Source organism: Paenibacillus gansuensis, assembly GCF_042684925.1.
Taxonomy (GTDB): Bacteria; Bacillota; Bacilli; order Paenibacillales; family DY6; genus Paenibacillus_N; species Paenibacillus_N gansuensis.
Genome location: NZ_JBHUME010000020.1, coordinates 58,434 through 75,089, shown reverse-complemented (window position 1 = coordinate 75,089; position 16,656 = coordinate 58,434). Strand labels below are relative to the sequence as shown.

The following is a 16,656-nucleotide window of genomic DNA, read 5'->3' as shown; positions in this document are numbered from 1 at the left end:
TGATCTGTTTATTCCTTCACGGCGCCGATCGTCAAGCCCTGCACGAAGTAGCGCTGGAAGAACGGGTAAGCCAGAATAATCGGGCCTGTAGCCAGTACGACCATGGCCATGCGGGACGTATCCTGCGGCATGGACTGCAGGACGCCCAATCCTAACGAAGGGTTGTTAGAGTTCTGCAGAATGAACTGCATGCTGTTCTCAATCCGCATGAGCATCGACTGCAGAGGAACCATGTCCGGGTTATCGATGTACAAAAGAGCGTTGAACCAGTCGTTCCAATAACCGAGTGTACTGAACAGTGCAATGGTAGCTAAGCCCGGCAGCGACAGCGGCAGTACGAGCCGCATAAAGATGCCGAATTCCCCTGCGCCGTCGATCCGACCCGATTCGATAATGGCATCGGGAATCGTCGTAAAGAATGTCCGCATAATCATAATGTAGAAGGCGTTAACCGCCAGCGGCAGGATGAGCGCCCACAGCGAATCCTTAAGCCCCAGCAGCTGGGTGACAACCATATAAGTCGGAACCAGACCGCCGTTGAACAACATCGTGAAAAATGCGAAGAATGAAAAGAAATTACGGTACTTGAAGCTTTTGCGCGAGATCGCATACGCGAACAGTGCGGTCACAATCAGGCTGATCGCCGTTCCTACGACTGTCACGGCAATCGTGACCCCGTAAGAACGCAGCAGCTGGTCCCCTGCTTTAAACAGATAACTGTATGCGGCAAGGCTCCATTTTTCAGGAAATAAAGAATACCCGTTTGCAGCTAACGTGGTTTCATCTGTAAACGAGATGATGGTGACGAATATAAACGGAAATACACAAAGCAGCGCAAAAATGGCAGCCACCAGATGGAATATAACGTTCCAAAGCGGATTTAAATGATGGGCATCCCGGTAGGAGCGCCGAACCGTTTGAGCAGACATGAGCCTTCCTCCTTCTTGCCGTGTTCCCCTTTAGAACAGCGCGTTGTCTTTATTGGTTTTACGTACGATATAGTTGGACACGATAACCAGAATAAAACCGATCAGGGACTGGTACAGACCCGCCGCGGCGCTCATGCCGATCTCCCCTGTCGATTTGAGGCCTCTGTAAACATAAGTGTCGATTACATTGGTCACCGGATATAATGCGCCCGCATCCCTAGGTACTTGGTAGAACAGCCCGAAATCGGCATAGAAAATCCGGCCGATTGCAAGCAGCGTGAGGATTGTCATTAGCGGCACCAGCATCGGGATCGTGATGTTGCGGATTTGCTGCCACTTATTCGCCCCGTCGATCATCGCCGCTTCGTAAAGTGACTTGTCGATGCCGAGAATCGAAGCGAGATAGATGACGCTGCTGTAACCGACCGATTTCCATAAGAAAACCAGCAGCAGAATCAATGGCCAGTACTTCGGTTCGGTATACCACTGCACAGGATCCATGCCGAAGGCCGCCCCGATCCGGTTCACCATCCCCCTGTCAAAGCTCAGAAAGCTGAAGGCGAAGTAGCCGACAATGACCCACGATAGAAAATAAGGCATAAACATGCCGGTCTGATACCATTTTGCCAAACGTTTATTCGAAATCTCAGAGAGAACTATTGCCAAAGTAACGGAAAGAATAAGCCCGATCACAATAAAAGCGATATTATAAAGCAGGGTATTACGGGTAATCACCCAAGCATCTTCCGTGTTGAACAAGAATTTGAAGTTTTGCAGGCCAATCCATTTGCTGTCCAGTATGCTCGCTATAAATCCGTGCCTGCTTACGCGGTACTGCTTAAAGGCAATGACCACGCCGGCCATCGGCAGATAAGAGAACAGCAGGAACCAGACGGTTGCCGGCAGCGTCATGAAGAGCAGCGTTTTATTGCGGTTTAGGTCTTTCCATACTTGTTTGATTTTCCCCACGTACATTCACGCTCCGATCCGTATGCTGTATACGGTAAACAGAATCGGCGAATGCACGCATTCGCCGTTTCCGTCCACCTGTGTTATTTAGAGGATTTCCATTCATCTACTTGACGCTGCGCCTCGGCAATGATTTTGTCCAGGCCGGCAGCTTTAAATTTCTCGATGGCTCTAGGCAGGTATTCTTGAGGGTCTACCGTTCCCGTCATCAGGGATGTCCAGAACTCCTCTTTTACGTTTTGTACAGCTGCAATTTCGGTCGTTACTTTCGTTGTGTCAAAGTTGAAGCCAAGCAGCGGAGCTTTTTGGCCGGCTGCATTAAACTTCTTGAACTCGTCCCATTTGTTGTCAGGATCCGTAGGGTTCAGGTAAGTCAGCATGACATTCCCTAATGAGAAAGTAGGCATATCGTAATTTTTGGATTCAGGCAGATTCTCCAAGCGGTTGTCGCCGGATTTCTTATAATGCACGCCCTCGATACCGGAATCGACCATATTGCGAAGCACCGGATCTGTGTTCAACAGGTTCAAAAATTCCATTGCTTTCTCCGGGTACTCGGAGTTAGCGGAAATCGCTTGCATGGACCCCATAACGGACCAGTTATAGATGATAGACGGGCTGGCCGGTTTGGATACGATTGGGTAGCCCAGGCTTGTCGACCATAAGTTGTCTGCGAACGGCTGGCTGGTCGCTTTGTCCGTAAACCATTTGCCGGTTGCCTGTACATCGGTCAAAGAATCCAGCGTTGCCGCTTCTGTAGGGATGTATCCCGCTTTGTAATATTTGTGCATTGTCGTAAGCGCCTGTTTCATTTCCGGTGACTCTAGAATGTTGACCACTTTAAGGTTCTTATCGTCCAGCTTCACAGCCAGCGGCATTTTCTCAATAATGTAGTCGTAAGGAACATAAGGAGAATAGTTCTTATCTACCGCCAACGGAGTTAAAGTTGGATCTTTCTCTTTAACCGATTTCAACAGCGGCTCCAGGCTTTCCAGCGAGTTGACATTATTGATATCCAGCTTATACTTGTCCACCAGATTCTTGTTGAAGCGCCATACCTCTTGGGCAGGCAGCTCTTTGTTGGCCGGAATGCCGTAGTTGTGTCCATCCACTTTGGAGCCTTCCAGGAACGCCGGGTCCAGCGCATCTTTCACGCCTTTACCTTCCTTATTCAGCAAATCGTCGATTTGCAGGAAAGCTCCTTTTCTGGCGTTTTGAACATAATCGAATGCCCAAGAAGCTGTAAACATAATATCCATCGGCGTGCCGGAAGCGGTCATTACCTGCATTTTTTGCGTGTAATCGCCCCAGTCCAGCATATTCATTTTGACGGTTACGCCAATTTTGTCCTTCGTGTACTTGCTGACTTCTTCCATAACCTTATCTACATCTTTCTGCGGCGTACCGATCGTGTACCAGATCAACTCCACAGGCTTGCTGTCAGCCTTGCCTCCATTTTGGTTCCCGCTGGCATTAGTTCCGCTGTTATTGTTCGATCCGCAGCCGCTGAGTATCAGCGATACAGATAGAAGCAGAGCAAGAACTGCATAAAGGCCTGTTCTTTTCTTGTTCATCTTGCTACCTCCCTATTGAAAAACTATATGTGTGTGCTGCAATTCAAGATTAGCCCATGAAAGCAGTTTCAAATAGTCGAGAAATTAAAGTTATCATGTACAAAATAAAGAAAAGGAACCGCATCCAAAACCGGATTAATGCAGTCCCTTGAAATCTGTCGGCGAAACACCGACATATTTTTTGAATTGCTTATAGAAATAGCCGCTTTCCCAATATCCCACTTCCTTGGCGATCTCATGAACCTTCAGGCTGCTCTCTTTCAGAAGCGCTTTCGCTTTCTCGATCCGGTACCGGTTTACATATTCGGTAAAAGATTCGCCTACGTCTTTCTGAAATAGGGAACCGAGATAAACAGGGTGAATTTTGTACTGTACGGCTAACGTTTTCAAGGACAGTTCCTCGGCGTAAGCTTCATGGATGCGGGCCAGCACCTGGTGGACTACCGGACTTTTGCCGTCCTGGATCAGCGAATCTACAGCCCGGCTTGCCGCCTGCTGCAGCGCAGCGAGGATGTCATCGACAGAACCTGCATTCATTATCCATAGCATTTCCTGCCGGAAGATCTCAGTATGTTCCGTGTGTTTGATTTCCTTAAGCTCCATCTTCAGCCTTACCATAAATTCAATGGAAAATGCCTGAATCGAGTCCAGAGTCACTTCCGGCATCTCCTGCACCTTGCGAAAATCTTCTTCTAACCTGCGGCAAAAGCTGTCTTTATCTTTGCTGACCAGCCACTTGGCATAATCGCCCCAGACAAACGGATCGCGGAGGACGCCGGCCTCGCTTGGCGAAGAAAGCTCAGTATAGTCCATCCAGACGGCCCCGGGATGCACCATGAAGTATTCGAGCGCTTTTTGGGCATTGCGGTAGCTGATATGAGCCTCATCCGGAAGCAGCTGCACTGTTCCCAACGATACCCGGACCATACCCAGCGGCTTCAGCTGTTCCATAATCCTCTCCAGCTGCTGCCGGGCCTTTAACTTCCCTTCGTCGGGATCATCGAACGTAAACAGCAGCACCGTATCCCCTTCCATGTTGGAAAACGGGATGACGTCCTGCTGATCTCCCAGCACTTGGATGATCAGCTCCAACCTGTCCGGAACGTCCGGACCGGTACGGACTATCGCCGCCAGCAGGCGGGTGTGGTCCCAACGGATGCCGAGCAGCCTGCCTCTTTCCTCCATTTCCGCCTGGGCAATCTGGCCGGTCAGCCAGCGGTACATAATATGATCCCGCAGCATCCGGGTATTCTGCTCCTGGATAAACTGTTCATCCTTCCGCATGTTCAATTTATCGATCGTTGCCGCCAGCGTCCCCTGAAGCTCCTGCAGATTGATCGGCTTCAGGAGATAATTTTCGATCCCCAGCGTCATCGCCTCTTTCAAATAACGGAAATCGTCGTAGCCGCTCAAGACGATGACTTTCAGCGCAGGATGAAGGACGCGCGCCTTACGGATGAGCTCGAGGCCGTTCATCTCCGGCATGGAAATATCGGTAATCAGGATATCGACCGTCATCGGCCTCATCCGTTCCAGCGCCTGTTCGCCGTTCTCGGCATGGCCTACGATCTCCAGCCCCATGCCGGACCAGTCTACAATGTCGTACAAGCCTTCTATAATAAACGGTTCATCGTCCGTAATAAATACTCTATACATCTCCGTTCTGTTCCTCCTTCCCGTCCGGAAAAGACAGGCTGACCGTCGTCCCGGCTTCCGGACCGCTCTGAATGTCAAAGGTGCAGGTCTCGCCATAGAAAAACACGAGCCTGTCCCGTACGCTGCGGAGCCCGAACGACTCGCTGTCCTGCTCCTCTGTTTCCAATGATTTCCGGACGGCATCCAGCTTCGCCGGACTCATGCCTCTCCCGTTGTCAGCTACTGTCATTAGGATCTTGCCGTCCCTCCTTGAAACATGAATCGAGATCCAATTGTCGTCCCTGTCTGTGCGCAGGCCATGCACGATGTAATTCTCGGCAAGAGGCTGAAGCAGCATCTTCATCATCGGGACACTGCCAAGCTGCCTGTCCCAATCGATCTCGTAAGAAAACCTTTCTTTGTAACGGATCCGGAACAGCTCCAAATACAATCGGCAGACCTCGATTTCTTCACTGAGGGTATAATCCGTTTTGCGCTGCACCACATTCTTGAACAGCATCGATAAGCTGTAGATCATCTCCCCGACATCCGAAGCCCCCTGCGACACGGCGCGCATTCGAATTACTTCCAGCGTATTGTACAGGAAATGCGGGTTGACCCTGGCTTGCAGCGCCGCCAGCTCCGTATGCTTCTGCTTGATTTCGGTTTTATAGACCCTGTCGATATACCGGGTCAATTCATCCAGCATGTTATCGAAGCTCCGCGCGATTTGTCCTAACTCATCTTCCCTCGGGTCCTCGATCCGCTCATTCATAATACCGCTCTGTACTTTCTTCATGAGACGGATCAATTGATTCGTCCGTTTTGCATAGCTCACGATAAACAACGTCGGCAGCAGAATCGCAAACAAGATGCAAACCGCCGCAATAGCCGTTATTTTTTCTTTCAGACCGGTATTCACTTCGGCCAGCGCTTCCTTCGGCGAAATGGCAACTACGGTATAGCCCGCCTCGTTCTTTGCCAGTGTATTGACATACGCTTCCTTATCGAGCATGACCGTCCCGCCGGCATTCATTACCTTATCTTTATAAGGATAAACCTGCCCGTAATACCGCCCCCCGGAATCAAATATTACATTGCCCGCAGCATCAAGTACAACGATTGAGCCTTTTAGTTCCTTCTCTTGAGCAAGCGACCTAAGGATACCGTCCGAATTCATGTAAACTTGAAGCTGGCCTGTATTCTGCAGCGTTACCTTGTCGTTGATCGGAACCCGGATGGAGTACAGCCTCGGATCATATTGTTCGATCGCTTTGCGGATCCATACGTTAGGTACCGAGACGGGGCCGCTCTCCGAAGCCATGATGTCCGGAACAAACGACCGGGATGCGTTCGTGGGAATCAGCTTGGCTAAAGTCATCGGACGATACCTATATAGAAACTGCTGCTCAGCGCTGTAGACGATCAAGTCCGAAATATCCGGATCGCTCTCCGCTTTTCGTTTGAAATACTTCAGTGCGGCGGCGGACGATGAAGACATATAAGTTTGATCTTCATAATATTGGTCGAGACGCTTTTTTACATAATCCTGAAAAGGCAGCCGCAAAAAAGACGTGATATCCGCCGCCAGCGCGTCATCCGTATAAATATCGTTCACCATTGTCCTTACGGCAACGTACTTCTCCGTCAAGTAACCGTCTACGCTGGCCATCGCTTTCTGCTGATTATCCAATTCCGTTCTTATGATCGATTGGGACAGGAAATAATAGGTGAAGTAGGAGAACGCAATCGTTGTAATCACAATGATCACGGAGAATAGCAGAATTATTTTGGTAAACAGGTTGTTTTGAAAATAATTGCGGTATACATCTTTCAACCTCACATTAAGCCACTTCTTTCTCTGCTGTAAAGCGATTTCATTTCCTTAGTATAAACGCTCTGCCCCAATTAAAAAAGAAGGCACAGTCAATACTTACTCGGTGTTACCGGTATCCGAGACCCGTCTAAGAAAAGAGCCAGTCTAATTTTCATTTTTCCTATCCTAAGCTATAATACTTGTAGGAAACGTACAACATCATAGTTTCATAGCCGATAGGTGCCTTATGGGATTCTTTCTGTAAGGTTAAAAGGGAAGCCGGTGCGAATCCGGCGCGGTCCCGCCACTGTAATTGGGGAAAACCTCGTGAAACCACTGTTCCTCCAGGAATGGGAAGGTGAGGTGTATATCGTAAACCCGAGAGCCAGGAAACCTGCCTGTCAGCTTAGCCAACAACATCCTTCGCGGAAAGGAGAGGCCCAATTTAGGTAAGAGAAACGCCTTTTTCCTAAACCGGTACCTTTATTTCCTTTTGGGAGATAAAGGTTTTTTTCGTTGTAGAATTAGTAGAGGAGCCAAAAATTATGAGAATTGCATCCTTATGCCCTAGCAATACGGAACTTTTAGAATACTTAGGTTTGTCAGACAGCGTGGTTGGCGTAGATAACTATTCTGATTGGCCGGAAAACACCAAACGTCTTCCAAGACTTGGCCCGGATTTGGATATTGATATGGACGCGCTTGAAGCGCTTCGTCCTGATCTGGTTGTTGCATCTCTTTCTGTGCCGGGGATGGAAAAGAACATTGCCGGTTTGAAGGAGCGGGGCCTGTCGCATATCGTTTTGAACCCCAACAGTCTGGGGGACATCGGCCAAACGATGTTGCAGATCGGCGAGGCGACAGATACGTTAGTCCGTGCAAAAACTGCCTATCACAAATACAAGGAATCATTGGATTTCTATGCGGAGTTAAGCAGTACCATAGCTGACCGTCCGACTTTGTACTGGGAATGGTGGCCAAAACCGGTGTTCACACCAGGGGGAGCTAATTGGCTGACGGAGATCAGCGAGCTTGCGGGTGCACGAAATGTGTATGAAGACCACACCGCTGCCAGTGTACAAACGGATTGGGATGATGTGCTTACCCGTAATCCGGATTATATCTTGCTCGCTTGGGTAGGAATACAGCCTCATCTGGTGAAACCGGACACCGTCAGGCAGCGTCCCGGCAGTTCGAAATTGCAGGCAGTGCAGCAGAATCAAATTCATGTTATGGAAGAGCCGCTTTATTGCAGGCCGTCTCCCCGCCTCTTCCTGGGTTTGCAAAAGCTTGCTTCCATTTTGCACCCGGAAGTTTTTCCTGCCTATGACTCGGCAAAATGGGAGAATCGCTATGCAGACTAAAAGAATCCTTATAGCGGGAACCGGGAGCGGGGCGGGCAAAACAACAGTAACCATCGGGTTAATGGCGGCTTACCAGCGCCTTGGCTATACTGTGCAAGGGTTTAAATGCGGTCCGGACTATATAGATCCAACTTACCATTCGGCCGTAACCGGCAGGAGTTCGCGGAACTTGGACAGCTGGATGTGCCAACCGCACACAGTAAAGGAAATTTTCAAAAATGCGATCCAAGATGCAGATGTAGCCATCATCGAAGGAGTCATGGGATTGTTTGACGGGAAAAGTCCGCAAAACAATGAAGGCAGCTCTGCCGAGATTGCCTTGATTACAGAAACTCCCGTCCTGTTGGTCGTGGATTGCGAAGGCGTTGCCAGAAGCGCTGCAGCAATTGTAAAAGGGTTTCAACATTTCCATCCGGAATTGCAAATTGCTGGTGTCATTGCGAATCGGGTTGGAGGTGCAGGGCACTATGGGTTAATCAAAACAGCCATCGAGCAAGAATGCGGAATACCGGCGCTTGGATATTTAGAAAGGGATGGCACATTACTCATGCCGGAGCGGCATCTGGGTCTTATTCCTTCCATTGAGAGGGGAGAATTAGCACCCTTCTTTCAGCTGCTGGCAGACACGATATCCAACACTTTTGATTTGCAAGGAATAGAGAACGTTATGGCGGTAAACCCGATAGAAATCCAACATTTGCTGTTCCCAGGCCCCTCCGCTAAACGCAAGGTTACAATTGCAGTTGCCAAAGACGAAGCATTCAGTTTTTATTACCCGGAGAATTTGGAGCTGTTGGAACAGTATGGTGCGGAAATTGTTTATTTCTCACCTTTACGCGGAGAACTGGTTCCGGATGATATCGAGGGCTTGTACATTGGAGGGGGATTTCCTGAAGAGTATGCTGCAGCGTTATCCCAACAAGAAGCGGTGCATGAATCGGTTCGTAAAGCAATAAGCAGCGGTGTTCTTACCTTTGGGGAATGCGGCGGCTTTATGTATTTGACTGGGGAAATTATCGCTTTGAACGGTGAACGTTACCCCATGGCAGGTGTTATTCCAGGGAGGGTAAGAATGCAGGACAAGCTTTCTGGGTTTGGCTATCGCTATATAAGCGGAAGAGACCGCAATTTCCTGTTGGGTCCTGCCGATCAGGCTAAAGGGCATGAATATCATTACTCTACTTTTGAACCTGACGGAGAATGGCGGCCCGCATATGAGACAAAAGGATTTCTGGATCCCCAGTTGGAAGGATACCTTTCTTCTAATGTTGTCGCCGGATATACCCATATTCATTTTGCTTCGCATCCGGAACTTGCAGACCGCTGGGTAAAAGCTTGTGAAAGATTAAAATTAGATCGCTCTATTTATAAACAATAACAAAGAGCCGTCCTTCCCGGGTTCCCGGGTGGACGGCTCTTTCTAAATAGTGTGGATATATTAATGCATCACCATTGCTACCTCAGGCTGCTGGCCGGTGTTCTGCGCAGCATTCTTAGGCTTTCCCAGGAAGAAGGCAATCAATATGCCCAGCACGGCGATACCTCAAGGACGTAGAACGTATTATTTTTAGTGCGGTTTATGTGTCAAATTAATTCGCAGGCTCAACTGGAATGCCGATGTTCTCGTTCCGAAGCAGCTTTTTTGCTTTCTCGGAAAGTTGATTATATGTCTCTTCAGGAATCTGAATGCTTCCTTTTTGCGGCGCATTCGCTGCAGATGTATAAATTAATGCAACATTCGGTCTGGGGTGATTTGAGCGATTTGGCGTACCCCGATGCCACATTCGATCGTCCCTGATCAATATGGATCCGGCAGGCATCAATACTTTAACAGACTGCATATGTTCAGCAAGTTGAGGTTTGTTGAAAGAATTCGGACCATACCAGTTATCAGGGTGCAGATGCGTTCCGCCCGGCCATATTTCCATAGGCCCATTCAATTCATTCACATCGACAAGCGGGAAGTTGACAACTAGTTTAATGATAGGCAGGTTAACCGTACATCGATCTCCATATCTCGAACCCGTGTCGGAATGTACTTTTTGCGGTTTTTTGCCCCCTTGTACGGATGTATTCGAATGAAAATAGTTCAAGACACAGTCATCGCCAAGAATCTGATCCACTACATCTGTAACAAAAGGATGAGCAATAATTGCTTCATCGCAAAACGGCAGCCTAAAGGGTAAGTCAAAGCCTATATGGTTTGTGTCATTATGAAATCCGACTTCCGGATTTAATTGATGCTTTTCCATAGCTGGACCCAATATTTCTACAAATTTGTCATACAAGTTTTCTACTTGAGCTCTAGGAAGCACTTCTTCAAATAGTACATAACCATTCACTTTTATCAACTGAACTGCTAGCTCAACTGTCTCTGGAAGCAGCTTCCCGGCAGCCATTTCTTCCTTGCTGATTCTCATAGTATCTCCGTCTTTCTTATAAGATTTGTATATTTCATTAAAAAATATAAAGATTCCAAATCATTCATGCTACGATGCATCTGATATCTCACATAAATGTTAATGTTGAGGTGCTGAATTTTATGCGAAATATGGTTATTTTTATGATATGTTGATGGTATCAGATAAATAGCAGCGTTAAAATAAACAAATTCATTCAATTTTGTATATTTCATCAATGAAAATTAGAATGGTGGTCTATTATGCTGAATATTGAAGGCGTTTATCATGATGTTCATCCGAAATGGAGCATTGGTAAAGGCCGAGGGTGCGATACGCTCGTTTATGTTTCCGATGGGAAAGTGTTATATTGTGTAAACAATGAACGTCTGGAGTTGGAGAAAGGAGAAGTTCTCTACATTCCTTCTAGTATGGAGCGTGCTTGGATGAGCCAGCCAGGTAAACTGCACCAAAAATATACTATTAATTTCATATGGGAGGAACAACCGCCGGAAAACACCCTCCATATCATAAAAAAAGACGAGATGTTACGGATCAAACCGCGTAATGCGCCTTACTATAAACAGCGATTTGCGAATCTGTTTATCCAGTGGCTGGGGAAGAGATCATATTTCGAGCTCATGGCTAAGTTTCTCTTGTCGGAACTATTCATACTGATTGCCCAAGAGAGCACTGAACATCGGGCTTCCCCGTCCAAGGAACGGCTAGTATGGAACATTCAGGACTATATGCTGCATAATTACCGGAAGAACATAACTATAGAAGAATTAGCTTCACTAGCAGAAATCTCACCGAATTACGTAACCGTGTTGTTCAAGTCCGTGGTTGGTACCACACCCATACAATACTTGCATCAAATTCGAATCAATACTGCCTTGGACTTGCTGAAAAATACGCAAATGACAGTTGGAGACATTGCGGAGTATCTTGGATATTGTGATCAGGCTTATTTTAATCGCATATTTAAAAAATGGATGGGAATCGCTCCTAGCCATGTAAAGTAACTGATCCATCGTCTTTGAACTCTTTCATCGCATTCTTACCTGTCCGATTGTCTTGAACCTTTGCTTATGTTATTCGTAGGCAAAATGAGCAATAAATCGAGTATATTAAGCAATCAACCTGCTTTTGATGTGAGGAAGTTCACGTTATGATAGGAACAAATAACGATTCCTTACCTAAATGGAGGTTGCGCCCTTGACGCTTAAAGGCATGACAGAGGAACAATTTATGATGTGGAACAGAGACGGTTACCTTGTATTGCCTGATTTTTTGAGTGATACTGAAGTAAGTGAAGCAAACCGCCGGATGGATGAAGCATTCCGCCGTTTCAAGGAACAAGGCCGGGATAATCCCGAAACGGCCAAGTTGTCCAATGTCGAACAACTGTCAGGCATTATCGAACATGACGAGCTGTTTCTTGAGTTGATGGAGCATCCGCGAATGATGGGCTTCATCAGAGACGTGATGGGGGACTCGTTCGTTATGATCGACAACGATGCCTTGATTAAGCCGCCGAAGAAAGCAGCCCATACGAATTGGCACCGCGACACCGATATCCGATATGAGCGCAGCGAGAAGCCGTCCCCGTTCATGGTCAAGATATTCTATTTCTTGTCCGACGTCAGTTATGAAGGCGGGTGCCTGGCTCTACTGCCGGGCAGTGTACACATGCCGGACGCCATTCTTCCTAAGGTTGATGTGCAGGAAGACATGCCCGCTCACGTCCGCATGAATGTGCGCGCCGGTACAGCCGTTCTGTTCCACGGCTATCTGTATCACTCGGCACTGAACAATCACACGGAACATACGCGCCGCTCGCTCATCTACAACTATGGACCGTCCTTCCTGCGGACCTGGCCGGGGTATGAGCCGTCGGAGGAATTGAGGCTGCGCTCCTCATCCGCTTCGAACCTACGCCGTATGCTGTTGGGCATGACACCGTGGATTGAGGATCCAAAGGCTTTCCAGGACTAGCTTCAACCTAGCTCTCTTACCATCCAACCCGCCGGCCGATGCCGGTGGGCTTTGTTGCTATAAATGACGAAAGGTGAGCCTCGATGACTTCCGTTTCATATGAACGTGTATTTACGCCCGGCGATTTTGCCCGTGCCCACCTGTTTTTTCCGTTACTGGGCGGCTATGACGAAGCGGACCCTTTGTTCTCCTTCGAGCGCGGCCATTATCCGGCCTACGAGCTGCTCTTGATCGAGCGGGGGAGAGGTTCGATCAAACACGGCGGAGTATGGATTCCGCTAACGGAAGGCGATTGCCTGCTGCACGATATGCGCGTTCCTCACGCATACAGGGCCGATGCGAGCGATCCCTTTGCCATGTATTATATCGTGATGGACGGGTTGGATATCGAGCCCTTGTGGCGGCGGTTCACGTCTGCGACCCATGTCGTATTTGCCTCCGCCGACGGACCCGTAGGCATGAAAGATACCCTGCTGCAAGCACTGCGGCTGCTTCGGGAAGACGGTATGACGGCAGACGCGGAAATTCCCCTTTCCGCCTTGTTGTACAGGCTGCTGGTTCAAGCACTGTCCCATTCCGGCGGGTATGGTGACAGCCCGGCCCGCAAGCCCGAAGTGCTCGAAAAAGCCCGCGCATTCCTCGATACCGAATATTTGACGGTGCGGCAAATCCGGGAAGCCGCGGACCGGGCCAATATGAGCCTGTATCATTTCATCCGCCAGTTCCGGCGGCATTACGGGACTACGCCGAAGGAATATGTTCTGCATAAGCGGATCCACCACGCTAAGCGGCTACTGCTGCGCACGGAGTCCCCCATTGCGGACATTGCAGAAGCTAGCGGTTTTCCCAGCTATAACGCGTTTCTTCACTCGTTCCTGCGGACTGAACGGCAGTCGCCTGGCGAATACCGCAAGCAATGGCAAAAAAAATCCCCGAAAAGCGAAGGGGAAATTATTACATAGCATCACAAAGAGCCCCTCTGCATGGAGGGGCTACTTTTCCTACGGAATCCTTTCAGCTGCAGATCTGTTTCGTCAGTGTTCCGGGCTTCAGTCCACCTAGGGTTATGCCGGATAACAACATCGTACCGCAATCATCACCAATTCCGGTTGCGCCCCCGGTCACAACAGCCCTTTGACCCCAGTAGAGCGGCACTTTAATCCACCCATAGAATAGGTGGATTTTTACGGTGACAGCCGCGTACCCGTTACATTCCCGTCGCTGTCGATCCCGGTCACCTCGGCAAACCCTTCGTAGACGACTGCAAGAATCTCAGTCTCCAGTCGCTCGCCCGGGTGAAGAAGCCGGTGTGTCCCTTTTTCCGCACCTTCGACAACGCTTACCGGGTAACCGGTACATGGCTCGAGTACGACGGTATGCAGCTCCCGCCAGCCGCCATAGGTAGCAAACAGCCAGCAGCAGGGCAGCACGGCGGGGTCAAAAGCAATACCGAAGCCGACACCGTCCCCGGTATTCGTCAGTGCGCACCACCCCGCCTCGAGACCGGTTGCATATTGGAACTCGGCTGCGCCGGACGGAGCAGGAAGAGTATGCCTCATATCGTGCCTCCGGCCTTCCGCATCCAGTGCGTAAGGCCATTCATATATAAACCCGTGACGGCCGATCCGGGCAGAGCCGAAATTCTCTACATAGACGGAAGCCGCCGGCAAATCGATCCGGCAGTGCTCGTCTACCGCCATCGCTGCATGAAGCTTCCATAAATAAGGAAAGGCGGTTCTCCCGTTGTTCTTGATCACATGACGGAAATGCAGGCAGGATTCGCCAGCCTTGAGCGTAATCCATTTATCCACCCGTACGGCGAACACCGCCGTTTCTACCCACAGATGGAGACATACTTCCTCATCCGACTCCTTCTCCACCCGGTACTCCCACGGAAGCGTCCATAGCTCTCCGTGATCGGGAAGCTACTCTCCCGAAACCGTTTCAGACATGTCATTCGGGAACAATTCATCCCATCCGCCTGCAAAGTTATCGTCATAGACCGCATGCCCGGTTAGCCTCCGCGGCTTGATTCTCGGGTGCTGCCACAGCAGGTCCTTGTCCTTAGGCTTGTAGGTAATCTGCCAAATTTTTGCCCCTAGCTCCGGCATTACGACCACCCGTAGCTCCCGGTTCTCGAGCACCACGACCGGAATACCTCGATAGCCCCAATCGGTCGTCAGCCGGACACTCATGCATGTCCCTCCTCCCTGGGGACAACCAGCAGATCTTCCCGGATGGGCGTGAAAGCCTCAAGCAGCAGGCTGTCTTCCAGCGCCTCCACGCAGTGAGGCTGGCCGCCGGGTACATATAACTGCTCAAGCGCAGACAGGGTATATGTCTTGCCTGCGACAGTTAACGCAACGCTTCCGCTGACGACGAAGGTAAGCTGTTCGTGCGGATGAGCGTGCTCCGGTCCTGCCGAACCTGCTTTCAATTCGATAAGCATGCTCATCAGGCCGGCTCCCGGAGGAAACGTTCGTCTCCGGATTCCTTCTGCCGCATCGATCCAAGGAAAATTGTTATGCATCTCTATCCCTCCGCATTATGCCTTTAGAAACACCTTACAGTACCTTGCGCTTCGATCAGTTTCGCAAACCATTCAGGACCTTTCCCCGTTGACTGCCGCAGACTATGCGCACGGAGGAACCAGGCGCCTGCTGTTCAAGCGGATTATAAGCAATCAGCGGTCTCATAATAACCTTTCTAATTAACGCGGTACTTTAACAGCACCTGCTCATCGATTTCGATTCCAAGACCCGGACGGTCGGTCGGTACGGTAACATAACCGTCCTTGAACGTTACCGGCACATGGACGAGATCACGGGTCAGCGGGGAATCCGAGACAGAGTACTCAATCATGAAGCCATTTGGGATCGAGGCCGCGAAATGCGTGCTGGCCGCGACCAGTATACCTGTTTTGAAGGCGTGCGGGACGATCTTCTTGTGGCTGTCATAAGCCATGTAGGCAATTTTCTTGCCCTCCGTCAATCCCCCGCACCGGGCCAGGTCAGGCTGGATAATGTCGAGATGCCCTTCATCGAGCAACCGCCGGAAAGCATGGCGTCCGCTTTCCTGCTCCCCTCCTGCAATATACAGGCTGGTCCGGTCGGCCAGCTCACGGTAACCGGCGATGTCGTTAGAATGAAGCGGCTCCTCAAGCCAGTAGACGCCGTATTGCTCGTAGACGGCCGCCATCCGAAGCGCCCCCTTGAGATCCCATGCAAGACCCGCATCGATCATAATATCGACCTCATAACCCGCCGCGTCCCGGATCGATTTGATCAACGCTTCATCAAGGCGCGGATCCCGCCCGATCGGTCCCCACCCGAATTTGATCGCTTTGTAGCCCTGCAAAGCATAGTTCTCCGCAAGTCTGGCGGCTTCAACGGGTGTTTCGGGCATTAACAGGCTGGCATACGCCTTCAACTCATTCCGGAATACCCCGCCCATCATTTCGCTCACCGACCGGCCACTGGCCTTGCCCACAATATCCCACAGCGCAATATCGACGCCGCTCATCGCATGGAGTGCAGGGCCGCTCCTGCCGAAGTAAATAGTGCCCCGGTACATCTTGTCCCAAAGCCGCTCGATTTCAAATGGGTTTTCTCCAATAAGGAGATTCCGCAGGCCGGTAGCGATGGAATGGGAAGGAGGTGCGTCCACCGCAGCCTTCGCAACAAGCGGTACGGAATCTACTTCCCCGATGCCGGTAATGCCTTCGTCGGTGTGAATCCGGATCAGCAGTGTATCCTGGGTACCGTCACACTTACTGGCGTCGAGGTCGGGCAGCCGCAGATAAATGGTTTCTACTTCGGTAATTTTCATGTAAGCCTCCTTGGGGTTCTGTTGGTCGTGGCTTAATTATAAATCGCTTACATAGTTTCGTCGACAGTTTTTTATATATTGTTAACAATATTCATTTGAACTGTTTTCTTGATACAATCGCATTGACTTCCCTACCTCAGCCCG

At 49.7% G+C, this 16,656-nt stretch carries 15 protein-coding genes and 1 riboswitch; of the genes, 5 read left to right on the top strand and 10 right to left on the bottom strand.

The annotated features are described in order from the left end of the window. Positions 1-8: 8 nt before the first annotated feature. From ACFSUF_RS24950 to ACFSUF_RS24930, 5 genes are all read right to left on the bottom strand, one after another. Positions 9-929: a carbohydrate ABC transporter permease gene (locus ACFSUF_RS24950; RefSeq protein WP_377607760.1), complete on the bottom strand. Its 921-nt coding sequence runs from the start codon at positions 927-929 to the stop codon at positions 9-11. Positions 930-959: 30 nt separating this feature from the next. Continuing rightward, a complete protein-coding gene (locus tag ACFSUF_RS24945; protein ID WP_377607804.1) occupies positions 960-1,841 on the bottom strand; it encodes an ABC transporter permease in 882 nt (293 codons plus the stop codon). Positions 1,842-1,981: 140 nt separating this feature from the next. Next, positions 1,982-3,472 (bottom strand): ABC transporter substrate-binding protein, encoded by a 1,491-nt coding sequence (locus ACFSUF_RS24940; protein WP_377607758.1) that lies wholly within the window; start codon positions 3,470-3,472, stop codon positions 1,982-1,984. A gap of 135 nt (positions 3,473-3,607) precedes the next feature. Beyond that, positions 3,608-5,128: a response regulator gene (locus tag ACFSUF_RS24935; RefSeq protein ID WP_377607756.1), complete on the bottom strand. Its 1,521-nt coding sequence runs from the start codon at positions 5,126-5,128 to the stop codon at positions 3,608-3,610. Next, the gene (locus ACFSUF_RS24930; RefSeq protein WP_377607754.1) at positions 5,121-6,950 is read right to left on the bottom strand and encodes a cache domain-containing sensor histidine kinase; all 1,830 of its coding nucleotides are present in this window, start codon (positions 6,948-6,950) and stop codon (positions 5,121-5,123) included. The genes ACFSUF_RS24935 and ACFSUF_RS24930 overlap by 8 nt, the downstream gene beginning before the upstream one ends. A 194-nt stretch (positions 6,951-7,144) precedes the next feature. Further along, a riboswitch (cobalamin riboswitch) is annotated at positions 7,145-7,339 on the top strand. 129 nt (positions 7,340-7,468) lie between these two features. Between ACFSUF_RS24930 and ACFSUF_RS24925 the strand changes: the two genes are divergently transcribed. Further along, a complete protein-coding gene (locus ACFSUF_RS24925) occupies positions 7,469-8,287 on the top strand; it encodes a cobalamin-binding protein (protein ID WP_377607753.1) in 819 nt (272 codons plus the stop codon). Then, complete coding sequence (locus ACFSUF_RS24920) at positions 8,277-9,665, top strand: cobyrinate a,c-diamide synthase (RefSeq protein ID WP_377607751.1); 1,389 nt, start codon at positions 8,277-8,279, stop codon at positions 9,663-9,665. Before ACFSUF_RS24925 ends, ACFSUF_RS24920 begins: the two co-directional genes overlap by 11 nt. Before the next feature lie 211 nt (positions 9,666-9,876). Here the strand turns inward: ACFSUF_RS24920 and ACFSUF_RS24915 are convergent, their stop codons facing one another. After that, positions 9,877-10,707: a phytanoyl-CoA dioxygenase family protein gene (locus ACFSUF_RS24915; RefSeq protein ID WP_377607749.1), complete on the bottom strand. Its 831-nt coding sequence runs from the start codon at positions 10,705-10,707 to the stop codon at positions 9,877-9,879. A gap of 242 nt (positions 10,708-10,949) precedes the next feature. Here ACFSUF_RS24915 and ACFSUF_RS24910 point away from each other — a divergent pair, with 242 nt between their 5' ends. The 3 genes from ACFSUF_RS24910 (at position 10,950) to ACFSUF_RS24900 (ending at position 13,646) form a co-directional block, all read left to right on the top strand. Continuing rightward, positions 10,950-11,711, top strand: a complete 762-nt coding sequence (locus ACFSUF_RS24910) for an AraC family transcriptional regulator (protein ID WP_377607747.1) — start codon at positions 10,950-10,952, stop codon at positions 11,709-11,711. 193 nt (positions 11,712-11,904) lie between these two features. After that, a complete protein-coding gene (locus ACFSUF_RS24905; RefSeq protein ID WP_377607745.1) occupies positions 11,905-12,684 on the top strand; it encodes a phytanoyl-CoA dioxygenase family protein in 780 nt (259 codons plus the stop codon). A gap of 83 nt (positions 12,685-12,767) precedes the next feature. Next, positions 12,768-13,646 (top strand): helix-turn-helix transcriptional regulator, encoded by an 879-nt coding sequence (locus ACFSUF_RS24900; RefSeq protein WP_377607743.1) that lies wholly within the window; start codon positions 12,768-12,770, stop codon positions 13,644-13,646. Positions 13,647-13,868: 222 nt separating this feature from the next. Here ACFSUF_RS24900 and ACFSUF_RS24895 read toward each other — a convergent pair whose 3' ends face one another. The 4 genes from ACFSUF_RS24895 to ACFSUF_RS24880 form a co-directional block, all read right to left on the bottom strand. After that, positions 13,869-14,564, bottom strand: coding sequence for a hypothetical protein (locus ACFSUF_RS24895; protein ID WP_377607741.1), 696 nt, complete (start codon positions 14,562-14,564; stop codon positions 13,869-13,871). A gap of 45 nt (positions 14,565-14,609) precedes the next feature. After that, on the bottom strand, positions 14,610-14,879 hold the full coding sequence (locus tag ACFSUF_RS24890; protein ID WP_377607739.1) for a DUF5107 domain-containing protein: 270 nt from the start codon (positions 14,877-14,879) through the stop codon (positions 14,610-14,612). Next, on the bottom strand, positions 14,876-15,214 hold the full coding sequence (locus tag ACFSUF_RS24885) for a cupin domain-containing protein (RefSeq protein WP_377607738.1): 339 nt from the start codon (positions 15,212-15,214) through the stop codon (positions 14,876-14,878). Before ACFSUF_RS24885 ends, ACFSUF_RS24890 begins: the two co-directional genes overlap by 4 nt. A 176-nt stretch (positions 15,215-15,390) precedes the next feature. Further along, positions 15,391-16,512, bottom strand: a complete 1,122-nt coding sequence (locus tag ACFSUF_RS24880; protein WP_377607736.1) for a mandelate racemase/muconate lactonizing enzyme family protein — start codon at positions 16,510-16,512, stop codon at positions 15,391-15,393. Positions 16,513-16,656 lie beyond the last annotated feature (144 nt).